The sequence below is a fragment of the Runella sp. R0.1_18 genome, assembly GCF_057652155.1.
Genome location: NZ_JBYFCK010000011.1, coordinates 67701 through 81963, shown reverse-complemented (window position 1 = coordinate 81963; position 14263 = coordinate 67701). Strand labels below are relative to the sequence as shown.

At 43.4% G+C, this 14263-nt stretch carries 14 protein-coding genes; 8 read left to right on the top strand and 6 right to left on the bottom strand.

The annotated features are described in order from the left end of the window. The first annotated feature begins 27 nt into the window (after positions 1 to 27). The 5 genes from AC23P2_RS19155 (at position 28) to murJ (ending at position 6499) form a co-directional block, all read left to right on the top strand. Positions 28 to 1686 (top strand): hypothetical protein, encoded by a 1659-nt coding sequence (locus AC23P2_RS19155; RefSeq protein WP_487774686.1) that lies wholly within the window; start codon positions 28 to 30, stop codon positions 1684 to 1686. 113 nt (positions 1687 to 1799) lie between these two features. Next, positions 1800 to 2276, top strand: a complete 477-nt coding sequence (locus AC23P2_RS19150; RefSeq protein WP_487774685.1) for a KdsC family phosphatase — start codon at positions 1800 to 1802, stop codon at positions 2274 to 2276. Continuing rightward, positions 2269 to 3936: a hypothetical protein gene (locus tag AC23P2_RS19145; protein WP_487774684.1), complete on the top strand. Its 1668-nt coding sequence runs from the start codon at positions 2269 to 2271 to the stop codon at positions 3934 to 3936. Before AC23P2_RS19150 ends, AC23P2_RS19145 begins: the two co-directional genes overlap by 8 nt. Before the next feature lie 35 nt (positions 3937 to 3971). Beyond that, the gene (locus tag AC23P2_RS19140) at positions 3972 to 4958 is read left to right on the top strand and encodes a hypothetical protein (protein WP_487774683.1); all 987 of its coding nucleotides are present in this window, start codon (positions 3972 to 3974) and stop codon (positions 4956 to 4958) included. Next, the gene (murJ, locus tag AC23P2_RS19135) at positions 4955 to 6499 is read left to right on the top strand and encodes a murein biosynthesis integral membrane protein MurJ (RefSeq protein WP_487774682.1); all 1545 of its coding nucleotides are present in this window, start codon (positions 4955 to 4957) and stop codon (positions 6497 to 6499) included. Before AC23P2_RS19140 ends, murJ begins: the two co-directional genes overlap by 4 nt. Before the next feature lie 95 nt (positions 6500 to 6594). On the opposite strand, the gene AC23P2_RS19130 is transcribed toward murJ, so the two are convergent. From AC23P2_RS19130 to AC23P2_RS19105, 6 genes are all read right to left on the bottom strand, one after another. Next, positions 6595 to 7464, bottom strand: coding sequence for a hypothetical protein (locus AC23P2_RS19130; protein WP_487774681.1), 870 nt, complete (start codon positions 7462 to 7464; stop codon positions 6595 to 6597). A gap of 198 nt (positions 7465 to 7662) precedes the next feature. Next, positions 7663 to 7899 (bottom strand): IS66 family transposase, encoded by a 237-nt coding sequence (locus tag AC23P2_RS19125; protein ID WP_487774680.1) that lies wholly within the window; start codon positions 7897 to 7899, stop codon positions 7663 to 7665. Beyond that, positions 7874 to 8236 carry an IS66 family transposase gene (locus AC23P2_RS19120; RefSeq protein WP_487774679.1) on the bottom strand — a complete coding sequence of 121 codons (363 nt, stop codon included), beginning with the start codon at positions 8234 to 8236 and terminating at the stop codon, positions 7874 to 7876. The genes AC23P2_RS19125 and AC23P2_RS19120 overlap by 26 nt, the downstream gene beginning before the upstream one ends. After that, positions 8218 to 8568, bottom strand: a complete 351-nt coding sequence (locus AC23P2_RS19115) for a hypothetical protein (RefSeq protein ID WP_487774678.1) — start codon at positions 8566 to 8568, stop codon at positions 8218 to 8220. Before AC23P2_RS19115 ends, AC23P2_RS19120 begins: the two co-directional genes overlap by 19 nt. Positions 8569 to 8663: 95 nt before the next feature. Next, entirely contained in the window at positions 8664 to 9371 is a 708-nt protein-coding gene (locus tag AC23P2_RS19110) for a hypothetical protein (RefSeq protein ID WP_487774677.1), read from the bottom strand. 3 nt (positions 9372 to 9374) lie between these two features. Then, positions 9375 to 9914: a DNA/RNA non-specific endonuclease gene (locus tag AC23P2_RS19105; RefSeq protein WP_487774676.1), complete on the bottom strand. Its 540-nt coding sequence runs from the start codon at positions 9912 to 9914 to the stop codon at positions 9375 to 9377. 457 nt (positions 9915 to 10371) lie between these two features. Here AC23P2_RS19105 and nuoK point away from each other — a divergent pair, with 457 nt between their 5' ends. From nuoK to AC23P2_RS19090, 3 genes are all read left to right on the top strand, one after another. Then, positions 10372 to 10716: an NADH-quinone oxidoreductase subunit NuoK gene (gene nuoK, locus AC23P2_RS19100; protein WP_028523691.1), complete on the top strand. Its 345-nt coding sequence runs from the start codon at positions 10372 to 10374 to the stop codon at positions 10714 to 10716. A 95-nt stretch (positions 10717 to 10811) separates the two neighbouring features. After that, positions 10812 to 12722: an NADH-quinone oxidoreductase subunit L gene (nuoL, locus tag AC23P2_RS19095; protein ID WP_487774675.1), complete on the top strand. Its 1911-nt coding sequence runs from the start codon at positions 10812 to 10814 to the stop codon at positions 12720 to 12722. A 57-nt stretch (positions 12723 to 12779) separates the two neighbouring features. Continuing rightward, positions 12780 to 14234, top strand: coding sequence for a complex I subunit 4 family protein (locus AC23P2_RS19090; RefSeq protein WP_487774674.1), 1455 nt, complete (start codon positions 12780 to 12782; stop codon positions 14232 to 14234). Positions 14235 to 14263: the final 29 nt, after the last annotated feature.

The window sequence follows — 14263 nt, the reverse complement described above, 5'->3', positions numbered from 1 at the left end:
ACCTTATTCCCAAAAACGTTATTCCTCATGCTCAAAAAACTCACCATTTTAGCCGCAGGCAGCATTCCTGTTTTATTTTTCTTTTGGTACGCCTATCACTTTAGCACTCCTTTTCCCAACGAAGACGATATTCCTGCCATTTTGGCTTTCATCAACCGTGCCTTTCCGCTTACATCCGAGGCAGGTCGATTATTATTTGTTCCGTTTCGAGAACATGTCATTCTTCCCGCCAAACTCATCGCCTACCTTCAAGTCGCCCTGACGGGACAAATGGATTTGAAAATGATGATTTTGCTAGGCAATCTTTTTTGGGTACGAATTTTATGGCTGTTGTTTCGTCTTTCGCAAGAAGTTAAGCTCCCCACGCTGTTTTTTTTGCCTGTTCCTTTCATTCTTTTTCAGGTTCAGTTTTCCGAAACGGCACTTTGGCCCATGGCCCTCTGGTCTAACCTCATCGTGGTTTGGCTGGCGGTTGAATCGTTCAACTTATTGATTTCGGAGAAAAAAGAATTTTGGCGCCTTGGCTTGGCCTTTCTCCTTGGACTCACCGCCACCTTTTCCAACGGTAACGGTTTATTGGTCTTACTCCTTGGATTTGGGGTATTGGTTTTCCAAAAGGTCAATCGCCAGTACCTCGTTTTGTGGGTAGCCGCCAGTATCGTTTCTGTGTTTTTTTACCAATGGGCCAAATCCCTCGGTGTCCCCGATCCATTTTATGGCATCCAAAAGAACCCATTAAAATGGGTACTAGGAAGCATGATTTTTGTGGGTAATTACGGCGATTTTATTTCAGGAAGCCTCAAAAAAGTAGCATTAGGGCTTGGGTTTGTACTTACAGCCGCACTTGTGGTGATTAATTTGGGGCAATGGAAAAAGCCTTCCTACGGCACTTCTTTCCATTTTCGAATGCTGGTCTTCTTTTTGTTCATTCTCGCAACGGCGGGAGGCGTTTCCATTTTACGCACCGAACCCGTTGGGCTAGATGCGATGTACTTGGGACGTTATCGGCATTACTCTGCATTGGCCGTCGCCCTTGTTTACTTGAGTAGTATGGTTTATTTGTACCCAAAACGCCAAGCTAACTGGCTTTTTGCAGGAACGATGGCCGCAAGCCTTGTGGTAGGAGCGTTTTCTTACTACCGCGACTGGGGCTATCGCTACATGGACAATCAGCGTTTTTTTACCGATGCCTACAATATGCAGTACAACGATGCGCTGTATCTTGAAATGCCCGCTCCCCAAGAATTTGCCAGCGTTTTTCAGGAAACGTTGTCAAAAAAACTCCTCAAAGCAAACCTATCTGACTTTGCCACCGCGCAGTGGCCTGGTTCTTCGGAAAAACTACCTTTAGCTCCCATCACCATACACGTTAATAAGTCGGCCGATACGACGCGTTGTGTGGAAGCATATACCGTACAATCAACCACGCCACAGTTCGAGCTTACGCCAAACGCTATGTGGTTTTGGGCACTGAAGAGCGACCAACACGCTTTCTTGTATCCTACAACTTCGCTCAAGACGAAGCCTGCGCAATTTGTGCGGCAACGAACGTACTTCCAACCTGGTTTTGTGGGAGAATTGGCGACTTGTCAGCTTCCCGAGGGGGAGTATCAGTTGTTTTTGGTGCATTTGGCCGAAAATAAAAAAGTGCAATTTTACGCTACCAAGCAGACAATACGGCTTTAGGTTTCTCCTTCGTCGAAATGACAAAATTATTCGTCGAAATGACAAAATTAATAGAGGCGAAATAACAAAAATTGCAAAGTCGATGCGACAATCATTATAAATTGGACTACCCAATGGCGATAAAACTCTTTTTAACCGATGTGGATGGCGTCATGACCGACGGCAGTATGTATTACACTGAAAGTGGGGACGAGTTCAAGCGTTTTCATACGCACGACGGAATGGCATTTGAATTGCTTCGTAAAGCAGGCATCAAAACGGGGATTGTGACCTCGGAAGATACCCAAATCGTGGCACGACGAGCGGCTAAAATCAAAGCCGATTACCTCTATCAGGGAAAGCGCGATGGGGGTAAATTGGCCGCTGCCCAACAAATTTGCGAAGAACTTAACATCGGTCTTGAAGAAGTAGCCTACGTGGGAGACGACATCAATTGCTTCGAACTTCTGAGCGCAGTTGGCGTTGCGGCTTGTCCTGCCAATGCAGTCAAGGCCATCAAGCAAATTCCAAACATTCTATTACTCGAAAAAAAAGGCGGCGATGGTGCCGTGCGCGAGTTTGTGGAGTTTATTTTGAACAACAATGTCTAAAACAACGGCTGGATTAACAGGACTTCTTATCGGTGCAACTCTCTACGTAGCGTGGTATTTCTATTACGTCGCCCACTACTCCGTGGATATCCCCTACCTCGATGACTACGATGCGATTTTAGACTATTTGCTCAAGTTTCGTGAAGCAACAGGCGGGGAAAAACTTCGCTCTATATTTTTACCTCATAATGAGCACATTATCTCGATGACTCGGTTGGTAAGTTGGGTTGATTATGGCCTGACGGGAAAAATCAATATTGCGGCGTTAGTCCTGCTTGGGAATGGGCTGCTGCTCCTTCCTTTGGGCTTACTTTACCGTACTTTTGTGGCGACCCATCGCTATCCAGCCTACTATTTTCTCTTGGTTGTTTTTATTTTCTTAAACCCTCAATACTCCGTTACGTCCTTGTGGGCGATGGCTTTATGGTCGAATATCTGGGTTTTAGTGCCCGTTGCCTTCAGTGCTTGGTTGCTTACCTCCCCTCGTCATTGGTACTGGGCTATTCCATTGGCAATGGTCGCTACGTTTAGCAACGGCAACGGACTCATGATTTGGCCTATTGGGTTATTAATTCTCTTGCTCGAACGCCGCCCTTTCTTACAGTGGACAATTTGGGGAGGCTTGGGCGTCATCACCTGCGGCAGCTACTTTTATTTAATGCGCCAACAGCCATCAGAAGGGCTGTTTTTGTTAAGTAACTTACCGATTTTACCTTTCAATGTGCTCGCGTTTTTGGGTTCTTATGGGGCATTGTTAGGAGGAAAAGCAGGACAAATTATCGCGGTGATTGTGGGGGCTGGCGTTCTTACAATGGCATTGATTACAGCTAAAAAATACCTCAAAACCCACGAACGAACCGACCTTATTCTTTTGGCGTTGGTTGCTTTTGTTGCACTGACCGCCTTGGCCGTTGGCTTGTTTCGGGCCGAGAAAGGCATGAGCATCATCATTGGAGGGCGTTATCGACAATATAGCTCGTTGGCCGTAGCAGTAAGCCTCTTGATGGCCTTCCGCCACCTTCCTTTTCACCTGCCTCGCTGGGGACACGTGTCGATTTGGGGGCTAGTTGGGTTGGTGACTGTGCTGAGTTTTTACCGTGACATTGGCCTCCGTAAAACGACCGAATGGCGCACGATTGTGGACTATCACAATCGACTCCACAATCGGCTCGACGTATTGGGAACTTCTCCCAACCCTCAATTTGGGGCGGATGTCGTTGAAGCCAAACAAAGTGGTTTATTTACCGTGGCTTCTCCGTATGATTTATTGTCCCAGCTCACCAATGCCACTCATACAAATTTCACAAGTCAGGCCGTAGCCGAACGATTTGAGGAAAAAAAATTGGACGGAGTCACCTGCGGTAACTATTGGCTTATCGAAGAACCTCAACTCCAATTCCCAAACAAAGCCAACGAAGCAATTTATTTAGTTCTTTCCAAAGATAATCAGCACGTTGTGTGTCCAACGGCCTCCAAACGTAACAGCCTTTCGGCCATGGTGAAGCAACGAAGCTATTTCCGAAAAGGACTAGAAGCCGAAGTATATGACTGTCTGGAACCGTTTGATGCGTATGAAATTAATTGGCTAAAAGTTGGCGAAAAACCAGTGTTATACACAACTCACACCACGATTTCACAATTTCGCATACGTTCCCGATAGCCTGTGCGTTCTCTTATGTACCATCTGTTTGACTTATGAAAAAAATTATTGATACTTTTTTATTTAGTGAACCTCATGAGAAAGAAGCCCTCCTTATCAAATTTATTTTGGGCGGGCGTTTTATTACCGAGTGGGTCATCGTTGAAAATGAATATACCTTTCAGGGAGAACACAAGGGTGTTTTTGCCCAACAAGTACTTGACTCCGACGAGCGTTTCACTCCGTTTCGCGACCGCATTCACCTGATTTCTGCCTCGTTACAGCATCCTCCCATTGATTATAACCGCAAAGACATCGACACCCAAGGCATGGATTCGGAGCGTCGTCAGCGCTCACTTGCGCAGCAGTATATTGTTGACAAATATAGCCACGAACCCGATACGTGGGTGCTTCTCTCAGATGCCGACGAAGCGATTGATTTTGATTCTTTTCCCGACAATTTTTCTTTTTTAGAAAGCAAGCTATCCTCTGCCCAAAACGGTCTTTTGCAACTCCCCCGCCGCCGATTTTGGTACGACTACGACAACCTTTGGAATGCAGTACGCGCCACTCCGCTCGTTACGGTACAACGCCTCGCCCAAGCCACGGGCGACATGGGCATGGGACTGCTTCGTTCTGATTATATCGGAGCCGTGCCTGAATGGGACCGAACGCTCGTGTTTGAGTATTCGTATTGCTATAATCGAGAAAACATTCTACGAAAGTTTCGAACATTTCCGCACGGCGGCATGACCGACGAAGAGATTGTCCAAAGTATGCGTTGTAACCACATCCCTATTTCAACATTTAGAAAGAAGAAGCTGGATTTACACCATGACTTATGGATGGAAAAAGTTGTCCTAAACGAAACCAACTCTCCGCGCTACGTACGAAATCACTTAGCCACGCTTCGCACCGATGTAATAGATAGTCAGTATTCTGTCAATCGAAAAACTGATTATCCGCATTTGTATAACATTTCCCACCGTATGGGCTTTTTTGTGAAACAGCTTGGCAAAAAAATACTACGAACCTTCAAATGAATTTAGACTATCGCAACATAGCTACTTTACTGAGTCTCAACACCATCAATGTCATCCTGAATGTGGTTAATTCCACCCTCATGGTGTATTTTTTTGGGACGTCGGCGGAAGTAGAGGCTTTTTTTGCCGCTTCGGTATTGGGCACCACCGTTTCTCGCTTTGTCAACGCTGGGCAGCTGGTAGAAGTAGTCGTGGCACGTTACCACCGCATCAAATCCGAAGTGAGTACCCAAGCAGCGATGTCAATCGTAGCAACCTTGGCCAATTATATCGTAGGTATCGCCTTTGTTCTGGTCCTTTTATTCATCGCCAGTGGTACCGATGTAGTCAATTTACTCGTTCCAGGCTTTAAGCTCACCACCAAAGAGCAAGTGTGGCAAATTTTCTGTTTTACGGGTTTTTTGCTCCCAATTCAGATTGCCACCAATATTTTCCAAGGAATGCTCAATGCCGAAAATATTTACGGAAAAACCGAGTTTACCAGTACCATTTCTCAGTTGGTTCATGTCCTTATTCTTTGTATTTGGGGACGCGACGGCAATATTTGGAGCTTGGTCGCGGCGCTTTTTATTAGTGTGCTAGCACAATTTGGTACCGTTGTTTATTATCTACGGCACATTCGTTACCGCCACACTTGGCTTTTTCGTAATCCTCATTTTCCCCTCCGAGAGCTGTCCAGTACCCTCATGGCAACCTCTACCTACATGGGGGGCGTACAGGTATATACGTTTATCTTCAACGCTGCCCTTTCGCTTTTGCCATCGGGCACATACGCACTGTTTCGGTACGCTGAATTGATTTACGGCAAAGTGGCCAACGTCTTTTTAATCCCCGTTAGCACCGTTTTTTTCAACGAAATTAATCGTCTGCTTCACCAAAACAACGGGCAGTTGATCAAAGCCTTCGTCTCCAAAAATCTCAACTTTTCTTTTTTTATTGGCTTTTTAGTCCTGATTCCTTTTATCACAGGGGGGCAATACCTGATTTGGACGCTTTGGGGAGGCGTTAAATTCAACGCTTCTGACGTAGCGCGTGTTTATCAGCTTTTATGCGTATTTTTTGCCGCCATGATTTGCACGGGGCCCTACATGATTTACCGCAAATTGGCCGTTTCAGTCACCAATCCTGAGTTGCAGTATTACTTTTGGAGCGTGGTTCACGTTTTTTCGGCCTTGTTTAGTTATTTCATCATCCAGACCTTTGGTTTTACGGGCGTTCTGATTCATTTGTTTACCCACAGTACCTTTATGGCGCTCGTTCCGCTGCTTACGGTATGGGTAAAAAAGAAAGCCTATTTTGGTTTTTACGAACTCCCTGAAGTCCTCAAAATCACCTTTGCTTTTTTAGTGAGTGTTGGCGTAGGTTGGTTGGCCAAAGGATATTGGCAAGAAATTAGCCATTACAATAAACTGGCCAGCTTTTTTATTGGCACCAGCCTTGCGGGCGTAGCCATTCTCATTTTTATTGGCATCTGTCTTTTGTTAAAAGTAACTGATTTACAAATCATTAGAGAAAAAATAAGGAAGCGTTTTCCCAAATAACAAACACTTCTGTCATTTCGACGACAGGAGAAATCCACAACGCCGCTCTGCCCGCTTATTACTTTTCTTTTGCCAAGCGGGGCAAAAAGCCCCCACTATGCGGGGCTGTCTTCAAAAATGTGTAGCGTACTGGCTCGGTCTAAGACATAAAGCCTGTTGTCTTGATACTCAACCTTACTGATTCCTTTAAAAACTCCCTCCTCGCCCAATTCTCGACTTGTCCAGGTGATTTGACGAGTTTTACAATTGAAAATACCTACATAGGTAGCATCTTGGGCGAATGAATTTTGACCAAAGAAGATTTCATCACCAACCCAATTACCTTTAAAATCAGGAATAATATTCTTCTCTTTACTCGTCCCTGAAATATCAAAATGCAGATAGCTCTCGGTTGGATTATTCAAATCACATTCCCAATAATGAACATGGTCTAAGCCAAAGATAGTGCCTTTTTCTGCATCAAAATACGATTTTTTGGCAGGGGTAAATACCTCCCAATTTCCCCACTCGGCAGGCTGGTTGATTGGGGTTTTCAAATGATACTTGCAATCGCCCGTTTCAGTTTCTAAACCTATCAGATGGCCCATATCGCTCACAATCCACACGATACCAGCATAAACGCCTAAAATATTGGTTACTTCTTTGCTCACCACAGGTGAGTAATTTGAACCTTGTGAATACTCCCCAGCAGGTAAAGTGTAGTGCCAGAGGTGGCCGTAGGTTTCTTTAGAGTAACAGGTTAGTGTGGTATTGTCAAAAATGGAATTAGCAATTACAATATTCCTAAAACAATGTATTTTATTTCCTAATCTTTCTCCAATACGCCCTACTTTACTATTTGTATCAGAATCATAAAAGAGGGTTGCTTTCATTTCCCTATCATACAATAAAATATTCTTATGACAATAAGACAAAAAACTGGTATTCTGCAATCTAACAACCTCTTGAAAATTCAAATAAACCATTACATTTGGTTCATTATTATCTGAAAATATACAAAAACTATCTTTTACCTCTCGTAATTGGAAGTTATCTTCAATAGCTATCGAAGTAACTGAATCATTATCAATGATTTTTATATGCTTTTGAGAATCTAAAAAAAGCTTACCATTAGAAATCTTAAATGAAGATACTGAGTTTATTTCTTTAATCTTGGTAACTGTTTAGGTAGCCCATTGAAAAGAGCCTTGTAGGACAGATTCGATATTTTGAATGATATTCCGATTCATTTTTCGGATTGTAGAAATGAAGCCAGCGATACGTGCGTAGGCAGTCGCCCCACCGATACTACGGAAGCAGTTACTAATTTTCTGTTTTACCTTGGCGGCTCTCAAGTCGCGCTCGGCTTGGTTATTTGTGAAGGGTACGCCTGACTCAAACCGGGTCGCCGGTGCGAGCAAATGCAAGCACGGCCTCTTGATGAAGAATCAAGCGCTGTAATAAGTTACGTCCTGTCGTCTTTTTGGCTCTACCCAAGCGACCATTCGATTTGATAAAGTAGATAGGGGGATGTTCTTCTTGGTCGGCTTGTTGGCAAATTTGTTGGTAGCGACTTTTCCAATGCGCCTGTTGGTCAGTAGGAATTGGGCCTTGCCGAGTGGCTCGATAAGCTTCCAATAAGTACTCGTGCATGTCTTTAGCCCACTGGCGTCCTTGGTCAATGAGGGCTTGCAATTCTCGCAATAAATGTGCTCCACAGAGAGTATGTCGCCCTTTGCCTACCGTAAAATAAGACAACCAGCAGTCGTGAACCGTCCAATTAACACATTCGGAATACTCAGTTTGGCAATCCAAGCCTTAAACTTCATATGTCCCAACAAATCAAGCCCTTTTACACACCAGCCGTTACTCGGTGCGGTAGCTATGCCCAGTGTGCCTACGCCTTCAAGCATCAAACCTTCTATTTGGGTAGGTTCCTTCACCACAAAGGCACTGTCTACGGCAATAAAGCTTTGTAAGGCAAGGCTAAACAAGAGCGTGCCTTTGCGGATAGCCTCAGCAGTTATTTTGCCCGTATTGGTAACAAACTCATATCTAAGGTGCTTTTGATGACCTTGCCATTGAGCCAAATTTTAGCTATTTCAGCTACTTTTTTAGATGTTTTCCCCCACACATTGCGTGAGCCAATACTTCCGTCTTTTTCGAGGGTTTGTAGGGTTGGTGTTTACACTACTTCATATTTTACATATTCATTTTTGAAATAATAATTGTCATGGAAAACTGAAATTATAAATTTATTCCAAGGTTGAAATTTGTCCTTTAATATACCATAATTACTTTCACTAAAAACATATTTTGCATAATCATATAGATTTTCATTAAGAGGCAGATCTTTTGAATTTATAAATTTTTCATTAGAAAAATAATTAATAATGCAACTAATTTTTTCGTCAAATACAGTTAAGATAACTTCTGCTGTTTCCCAGTTTTCATCATTCCAAATATCAAATTGCAATTCTTGAATGACACGGTCAGGGAATGTTTTTATATTATTTTCCATGATCTTTAGGAGTCTTGTATCGTCCCAGAAAAATTTTCCTTCATAACTACCATCTTTGAATAATTTAAATCTGAAAGTGTTCCAAACTTCATCGCCACCAGAGCCTATTGGGGCATTATTTGTATAAATAATTTCATACACATCACTTATGTTGATTTTTTTTCTAAGTTCATCTTGAAGGAATTTAGAGTTCTCTTTGGGATTTAAACTGTAATAAGATCCACCCTGCCCAGATACTTTATCAAAATAAAATATCTGAGGTTGGGGATTATCAATGACATTACCAAATTCAAAAAAATCCCATTCTCCCTCTGGTAATGTTTTGGAAAAATAATAAGCTAATTCTTTAATTATTTTTTCTTGATTATTCATACCTTAGAAGGGGTTAAAAATTGTGTTAGAAAAAGTTTCTCCATTAATCTTAAATGTTACTTCATATTTTGATGCTCTCAATGGATGAGCCACATCATCGAAAAATTTATTGATTTTTATGTTAGTAATTGGCGGGGTAACTGGTTTTCCTCGTAATTCAGTAAGAGTACCTTTTAAAATATCAGCCCATTCCTTTTCCATTTGATACCATTCTCCGCCTCTATCACCATTTGTTGATGATGGACTACGGTTAATGTTCTGATTTTGAGGGTCATAATTTATTTGTTCAACTGGTCCGTTGAATTGCGCACCCACATTGTGTCCACCATCATCAGGGGGACTACCTAAATTTCCATCTTTTACAGTTTTTGTACGAGCCTGTTCTGTTCCATCCCTCCTAACAGGTGTTGGACCTAATTCTAAGTTATCAATCTCAACCAAATTGACTCTTGGATTTGAAACACCATCCTTAATAAAATTATCAGTTGTAAATTTAAAGCCATCTACGTTATAAGTTCTATTTGGAAGAAGCTTTTTATTCAAAAACTGATTTCGAAGAGTGCTATTTGAATTGTTGCCAAGACCACCCCGATAGCGCGAGCGTCCCCGCTCGTGCTAACTATTCCTAGGCTTCAAGCCTTCGTGGGAAAAATGGTAGGCTAGAAGCCTGCTAATAAGTAACACGAGCGGGGACGCTCGCGCCATCGGGGGACACTCACGCTATCGGAGACTTCTACAGAAGTGGCGTTTTTGTGTAATTTACACTATACACGATACATTCCAACAACTTTGCCTTTGTCTTGTTATACTACTAAAAGGCGCTTATCTGGCGCTTGCCAACCTAATTTAGAAGCTACCCATGACAAAAAAACCTCAGTGACTTTTCCCAATACGTACAGTTTTTAGACTTCTAATTTGGGCAACTACGATTATTCAGTAAATTTGCCCCCGTTTTTGGGACTTATTTCACCAACAGACATCTTTTCGACCTAACTACTATATGTTTCCACAAGCTACACCGTCGATTCCTGGCGTAATACAGTCTATCCCTCTCCAAAACTACGTGTTGTTGGCTACAACACTGTTCGTGATAGGCATTCTGGGGGTGCTGACCCGTCGCAACGCGCTGATCATTTTTATGAGCGTCGAACTGATGCTCAACGCCGTTAACCTCTTACTTATCGCCTTTTCAACCTATAAATCTGACCCCGTGGGGCAGGTTTTTGTGTTTTTTATCATGGCGGTTGCCGCTGCTGAAGTGGCCGTAGGCTTGGCGATTATTGTGATGATCTATCGCAATACCCGAACCATCGACATCGGTTTCTTGAATAAATTGAAATGGTAATTAAAAGCTGTTATTTGTTATCCGTTAATTGTTAATCGTTGAACAGCCATCGCTTCTAAACAGTTAACAATTGACCACTAACGTTTCAAAAATATATGTCTCCATCCTTACTTATTCTTATACCCTTGTTGCCGTTGATTGGTTTTGTCATCAATGGCGTAGGTTTTCGGCACGTTCCCAAAAGCCTAGTCGGGGTCATTGGTTCGGCCGCTACCTTGGGAGCTTTCATTATTTCCATTTTGGCATGGAATAGCTTCGACGGTCAACCTCAAGTGGTAAAGCTTTTTGATTGGATTTCTATTGGACAACTTACGATTCCATTCTCGTTCCAAATTGACCAGCTGTCGCTTTTGATGCTGTTGGTTGTAACGGGCGTAGGTTCGTTGATTCATATTTATTCGATTGGCTACATGCACCACGACGAGGGCTTTGGGAAGTTTTTTGCTTTTCTGAACCTCTTTTTGTTTTTCATGTTGCTCTTGGTGATGGGTTCCAACTACGTCATCATGTTTATTGGATGGGAAGGCGTAGGTCTTTGTTCGTATCTGCTCATTGGTTTTTGGAACAAAGTAACCAACTACAACAATGCTGCCCGCAAAGCCTTCATTATGAACCGTATCGGGGACTTGGGCTTTTTGTTGGGTATTTTTATGATTATCCAGCATTTCGGCTCAGTGGAGTACCTCGAAGTGTTTGGAAAAGCAGCCAACGGTAGTTTTGGCATCAATGATACCGTGATTGTGACCATCACTGCCTTGTTGTTTGTGGGGGCGATGGGAAAATCAGCCCAAATTCCTCTTTATACGTGGCTTCCTGACGCGATGGCGGGTCCAACGCCTGTTTCGGCCCTTATCCACGCAGCGACCATGGTGACGGCGGGTATTTACATGGTGATTCGTTCCAACGTGCTCTATTCGTTGGCACCTGCTACCCTCGGCTTTGTTGGCGGAATTGGTTTGTTGACTGCCCTTGTGGCTGCATCAATTGGTTTGTACCAAAACGACATCAAAAAAGTATTGGCTTACTCTACCGTCAGCCAGCTAGGATACATGTTCTTGGCATTGGGCGTAGGTGCTTACACCTCCGCGATGTTTCACGTTATGACCCACGCATTCTTTAAAGCGTTGTTATTCTTAGGTGCTGGTAGTGTGATTCACGCCATGTCCGACGAACAAGATATTCGCAACATGGGTGGGTTGCGTAAGCATTTGCCCGTCACTTTCTGGACATTTACGATTGCGACCTTTGCCATTGCGGGTATTTTCCCTCTTTCAGGGTTTTTCTCAAAAGACGAAATCTTAGCGCACGTATTTGAGCACAATAAAATCATGTGGGCATTGGGAATTGTAGGCGCGATGATGACTGCCTTCTACATGTTCCGTTTGTTGTTTGTGACGTTCTTTGGTAAATTCCGTGGTACGCACGAGCAAGAGCACCATTTGCACGAGTCACCTGCTACGATGACCATTCCGTTGATGGTGTTGGCAGTTCTGTCGGCCGTGGGAGGTTTGATGAACATACCACACGTATTGGGCGGCGGCGAAGCATTGGGTCATTTTATGGCTCCTTTGTTTGAGGGTTCAAAACAAGTAAATCCCGCCCTTTTTGAAGGCCACTTGGAGCACTCAACCGAATACATCTTGATGGGTGTGTCGGTAGGGGCAGCGGTATTAGCGATTGGGTTTGCATACAGCTTATTTATCAGCAAAGCCGTGGTTCCTGCAGCCGATAAAGACGTGACGGGCTTCCCCAAAGTACTTCAAAACAAATACTACATCGACGAATTGTACGACTCGGTGTTTGTGAAGCCCATCAGCAAACTTTCAGATATTCTTTACAGCTTCGGTGAGTTCTTGATTGATGTCATCGTCAACGGCTCAGGTCGTTTGGTACAGTTTCTAGGCGGTCGTCTTCGTTTGTTGCAAACGGGCGAAACGGGCTTCTATGTTTTTGCAATGGTGATTGGTATCGTCCTTGTATTGGCTTGGAATTTCTTAATAAAGTAAAGTGAAGGTTTTAATAGAAACTGAACTCTTTTAACATTCTGAAATCGACATTTTAATATGCTTACTCTTTCACTTATACTCATTCCGTTGATTGCAGGGGTGATTACGTTGATTACCAAAAACAACAGCGCAAAGCAGTTGGCGCTGATTGGAGCAGCCATTGAGCTGGTTTTGGCAGTGGTAATTTACTCTCAGTTCCAACCTACGGCTGCCCAGCAGTTCGGTTTTAGCTATCCTTGGATTCAATCAGCAGGGATTTCGTTTGCAGGAGGAATCGACGGCATTAGCATTTTGCTGGTGATGCTTACGGCCTTCTTGACCCCGCTCATTGTTCTTTCGACCTTCCGTCAGCCTTACAAAAATGCTTCTACGTTTTATGCACTTATCCTTTTCATGCAATCGGCACTGATGGGGGTATTTACGGCAACAGACGCGTTCTTGTTTTACTTATTCTTTGAAGCGGCACTTATTCCAGTGTATTTCTTAGCGGCAGTTTGGGGCGGCGAAGACCGTATTAAAGTAACCTTCAAATTTTTTGTCTATACTATTTTCGGAAGTTTGTTTATGTTGGTGGCTTTGGTGTATTTGTACTACCAAACGAGCTCGGCACAAGGCCATACTTCAGAAATTTCGGCATTCTATAAATTAGCCCTTGATGCCCAAAAACAAGGCTGGATTTTCTGGGCGTTCTTTATTGCTTTTGCCATTAAGATGCCCGTCTTTCCGTTCCACACCTGGCAGCCCGACACATACACGGAGTCTCCTACACCTGCTACCATGCTTTTGGCTGGGATTATGCTTAAAATGGGGGTGTATGGCGTGATTCGCTTCGTGTTGCCCATCGTTCCATTGGGTTTGCAAACGTGGGGAACTACGGCTATTATCTTATCGGTCATTGGCATCGTTTACGGTTCTATTATCGCCATTCAGCAGCGCGACATGAAACGTCTGATTGCGTATTCGTCGTTTGCGCACGTAGGCTTGATGTCAGCGGGGGTGTTTTCACAAACCCTTAGTGGTGTACAGGGCGCATTGATTCAGATGTTGGCCCACGGAATCAACGTGGTTGGTTTGTTTTTCATCATCGAAATTATTTTTTCTCGTACCAAAACGCGTAACATCGAACAGCTCGGAGGTATTACTCAGCGCACGCCTCACTTGACGGTCTATTTTATGATTCTCATGTTAGGAAGCGTTGCCCTTCCGTTGACCAACGGATTTGTGGGTGAGTTTTTGTTGCTTCGCGGGGTATATGAGTCCAACATTTGGTTGGGAGCCATTGCTGGTACTACCATCATTTTAGGAGCAGTTTATATGTTACGTTTGTTCCAAAAGTCAATGTTTGGAGGCAAATCAACGTTTACTGAGCATTTTGCCGATTTGTCGTTCAGCGAGCGGGCAGTATTAGTACCATTAGTGATTATGGTTTTCTGGATGGGTCTTTATCCTAATTCATTTTTGAAATTGACCGAACCCGCAGTAAGTAACCTTTTACAAATGATTCATTATTAATTTGAGAATTATTTTTAAGCGGTTCGCCG

Excerpts from the sequence above, each read along its gene's own strand:
- AC23P2_RS19155 (WP_487774686.1), top strand. The coding sequence starts at position 28 with ATGCTCAAAAAACTCACCATTTTAGCCGCAGGCAGCATTCCTGTTTTA.
- AC23P2_RS19150 (WP_487774685.1), top strand. The coding sequence starts at position 1,800 with ATGGCGATAAAACTCTTTTTAACCGATGTGGATGGCGTCATGACCGAC.
- AC23P2_RS19145 (WP_487774684.1), top strand. The coding sequence starts at position 2,269 with ATGTCTAAAACAACGGCTGGATTAACAGGACTTCTTATCGGTGCAACT.
- AC23P2_RS19140 (WP_487774683.1), top strand. The coding sequence starts at position 3,972 with ATGAAAAAAATTATTGATACTTTTTTATTTAGTGAACCTCATGAGAAA.
- murJ (WP_487774682.1), top strand. The coding sequence starts at position 4,955 with ATGAATTTAGACTATCGCAACATAGCTACTTTACTGAGTCTCAACACC.
- AC23P2_RS19130 (WP_487774681.1), bottom strand. The coding sequence starts at position 7,464 with ATGGTTTATTTGAATTTTCAAGAGGTTGTTAGATTGCAGAATACCAGT.
- AC23P2_RS19110 (WP_487774677.1), bottom strand. The coding sequence starts at position 9,371 with ATGAATAATCAAGAAAAAATAATTAAAGAATTAGCTTATTATTTTTCC.
- nuoK (WP_028523691.1), top strand. The coding sequence starts at position 10,372 with ATGTTTCCACAAGCTACACCGTCGATTCCTGGCGTAATACAGTCTATC.
- nuoL (WP_487774675.1), top strand. The coding sequence starts at position 10,812 with ATGTCTCCATCCTTACTTATTCTTATACCCTTGTTGCCGTTGATTGGT.
- AC23P2_RS19090 (WP_487774674.1), top strand. The coding sequence starts at position 12,780 with ATGCTTACTCTTTCACTTATACTCATTCCGTTGATTGCAGGGGTGATT.